Here is a 3,384-nt window from a genome sequence, read left to right on the forward strand (position 1 = left end):
ACGTCAAACAGTGCACGCATCAAACGCCCTCTGCATCACGCAAGCGTTCGATCAGCTCGTTGCTGATGACCACTCCCCGTGAAGGCAAGGGCTGAATGCCATATTGGGCCAAGCGCTCTGAGACGTGGGGCACAGTTTGATCCGCTGGCGGCTGATAGGCCCCCACTGCAAATGCTTTGCGCGCCAAGTCGCTCATGACTTGTCCAATCGACTTTTTCTCTCTTTGTGCAATCTCTTTGGCTGCAAAAAGCACGTCGTCCGCAATGTCCAGGGTGGTTCGCATTTCATCTCCCGATGTATTGATGTTTGATGCTATCACATCAAACATCCTTATGGCTTGGTGCTCGCGCTGCTCAGGAAGGTGAGTGGGCTTGCCACGACCTGAAAATCGCCGAGGCTCCTGGAGCCGGGCCACCGGCGTGTTGACGCCGACCGAAAACTGACCATCCAATGCCTGGTACCAATGCACCAACTGCAATTACCGCTTCCAGACAGCAGAGTCCCCAAGTGACTAAGCGGCCTAAAAGATCGATCAACTTGGACGCCCACCGGCGGCTCTTCACTTAGCTGTGGACCTATCCGACGGGCACAGGACAACTCCGACGTCATCCGAATTGAGACGGCAACTCAGCCCAACACCAACCCCACCCAAACCCATTAACCGGCCCCCCGCCACCTCCACCCGCATCGCCCACACGCACCCCGCACCGGGGTAATGCGCCAGCTCCGCCTCACTGCGGCCGTGGCGGGAGGTGGTGATGAACAAGGTTTTCAGGTCCGCGCCGCCAAAGCCGGGCATGGTGAGGCACAGCGCCGGGATGGGCACTTCGGCCAGCACTTGGCCTGTGGGTGAAATGCGCAGCAAGCGCCCGCCCTGGTATTGGGCGGACCCCTAGCAGCCCTCGGCGTCCACCGTCATGCCGTCGGGTAGGCCATTGTGTGAGCAAAGCCAAACTGCCGTCCTGGGTCGGCGCGATGCAGCCGATGGCTTCATTGATGTGCCAGCGTCAACCACGAGTGCACCGGCCAAGGTGAACGGGCCTGAGACGGGGCTCCACCAAAAACCACGCACCCACTGCGCAGCGTGCCGGGGTGATGCGCATCAAAGCGCTTGAGCCCTTTGAAGTAGTCGGGGTTGACCGTAGCACCTGCCTTGATTTCGATGGCATGGAGTTGCCGACCTATGGGCATGAGCAAATCCACCTCGTTGCCTTCTGAATCACGGTAAAAGTAAAGGGGGCTGTTTTCGCCTTGGTTAAAGCGGTCTTTCAGGGCTTCCATGACCACGAAGTTTTCAAACAATGCGCCCCACAATGGGTCTCGCTGGACTTGTTCGGGCGTGCGCAGCCCCAGCAGCCAGCAGGCCAGCCCTGTGTCCACAAAGTACAGTTTGGGCGACTTGATCAGGCGCTTACCGGAGTTGACAAACCACGGCGGCAAGACATGGACAATGAAGCTGGTTTGCAACAGGTCAAGCCAAGCACGTGCTGTGGGCTGCGAGATGCCCGCATCATTGGCCAAGTTATTGAGGTTGAGCAGTTGCCCTGTGCGGCCAGCGCACAGACGCACAAAACGCTCAAACAGACGCAGGTCTTGCACGGCGGCCAACTGTCGCAAATCGCGCTCCACATAAGTTGCAAAATAATCGCCCATGGCCTGCGAAGCTTGCAGATTCTGGTCGTGCACCCGTGGGTAAAAACCGCTGAGCAAACACGTGGGCAGCGCCAAAGGGTCTTGTGTCTGGATGGGGCGCATCAACGCCCTCTCGGCCAAGGTCAAGGGCAATAAGCGCAACAGTGCCGTTCGCCCGGCCAGTGACTGGCTGACTTGCGTCATCAGTTCAAACTGCTGACTGCCTGTCAGGATGAATCGCCCGGCTACAGGCTGGGCGTCCACCATGGATTGCAAGTAAGAGGGCAGCTCGGGGGCACGTTGTATTTCATCGATCACCGCCCCTTCTTGATAAGTAGCCAGAAAGCTGCGAGGGTCTTCCATGGCAAAGCGCCGCATGTCTGGATCTTCCAGAGTGACATAGGGCTTGCCTGGAAACACCATGCGGGCCAAAGTGGTCTTGCCGCTTTGGCGTGGACCTACCAGCGTGACGATGGGATATTGCCCCGCCAATTGGCGAAAAAGAGGTTCGATGTTGCGCCTGATCATGCGCAAAGAGTTTAGCCATAAAACTGTCATTTCAAAATCAAATTTTGAAATGACAGGAATTAAGCCCCGCCACCTCCACCCGCATCGCCCACACGCACCCGGCACCGGGGTACTGCGCCAGCTCCGCCTCGCTGCGGCCATGCCGGGCGGTAGTCACAAGCAAAGTCTTCAGGTCTGGCCCACCAAAGCAAGGCATGGTGGGGCAAAACGCCGGGGTGGGCACTTGGGCCAGCACCTCCCCTTTTGGCGAAAAACGCAGCAGGCGCCCGCCTTCGTATTGGGCTGACCAGTAGCAGCCCGCAGAATCCACGGCCGCGCCGTCGGGCCGACCGCCGTAGGGCGTGGAGCTTCCCCAGGCCCAGCCTGTGGGCTTGGGCGCAGCTTGGTAAAACACGCGAACGTTCGTGAATTGCCCGCTGGCCGCATCAAAGTCAAAAGCGCGAATCTGGTGCGCGGCTGTGTCGGCCCAATAAGCCGTGCGGCCGTCGGGTGACCAGGCCAATCCGTTGGCCGTCACCACCCCGTCCTTGTCGCCGCCCAGCATGGCATGCAGGCCTTGTCCGTCCAACATGTACAGCGTGCCCAGCGCCTGGTCTTTGGGCTCATAAAGGCTGCCTGCCCAAAAGCGGCCCTGGGCGTCGCACTTGCCATCGTTGAAACGCAGCTTGGCCGTGTCATAAGGCGCGGCTACCAACCGCAGCAATGGGCCACCCCACTCGCGTGCCAAATAAATGCCATCACGCAGAGCCATGACCAAGCCGCCGCCTTGCACCGGCGCGATGCAGCCGGGCTCTTGCGTCAAAGGCCAATACTCCACCGGCCCTAGGGCCTGCAGGCCCTGCACTGCCACGCGCGCGATGCGCCGCCCGGGGATGTCCACCCAATAAAGGCGTTGCTCTTGTGGGTGCCAAAAGGGCGACTCGCCCAAGCCATCGGGCTCGGTGGTGATGGCGGCCCAAGTGGGTGAAGACAAGTCAGATGCGTGCATGAAATCCATTGTGCCCGAGCGTATGGCGCGTTCGACTACCCCAACAAGGAACGTACCTCGATCAATCGCCACCGAAACCGCACACCCAAAGAAACAGCCCGCAGAACCTGAGCGCTGCGGGCTGATGAAAGGGTAGCTTGCGCCACCGCTTGCAATGAAACTTGTCTTGGCTGGCTTTTAGCCGTGGTAGGCCGACTCGCCGTGCGATGCAATGTCCAGACCTTCGCGCTCTTCTT

Annotated in this window: 3 protein-coding genes and 1 pseudogene; all 4 read right to left on the reverse strand. The window is 59.7% G+C overall.

Annotated elements, in window-relative coordinates; all coding sequences use genetic code 11:
- Window positions 1-19 precede the first annotated feature (19 nt).
- Window positions 20-478: a hypothetical protein gene (locus ACIQ47_RS15475; protein ID WP_396438938.1), complete on the reverse strand. Its 459-nt coding sequence runs from the start codon at window positions 476-478 to the stop codon at window positions 20-22.
- Between the two features lie 81 nt (window positions 479-559).
- Window positions 560-874, reverse strand: a pseudogene (locus ACIQ47_RS15480) (SMP-30/gluconolactonase/LRE family protein); the annotation flags it as partial.
- Between the two features lie 116 nt (window positions 875-990).
- Complete coding sequence (locus ACIQ47_RS15485) at window positions 991-2,160, reverse strand: ATP-binding protein (protein ID WP_396429258.1); 1,170 nt, start codon at window positions 2,158-2,160, stop codon at window positions 991-993.
- Between the two features lie 37 nt (window positions 2,161-2,197).
- Entirely contained in the window at window positions 2,198-3,148 is a 951-nt protein-coding gene (locus ACIQ47_RS15490; RefSeq protein WP_396438939.1) for an SMP-30/gluconolactonase/LRE family protein, read from the reverse strand.
- Window positions 3,149-3,384: the final 236 nt, after the last annotated feature.

It is taken from the genome of Limnohabitans sp. (genome assembly GCF_044373035.1).
Lineage (GTDB): Bacteria > Pseudomonadota > Gammaproteobacteria > Burkholderiales > Burkholderiaceae_C > Limnohabitans_A.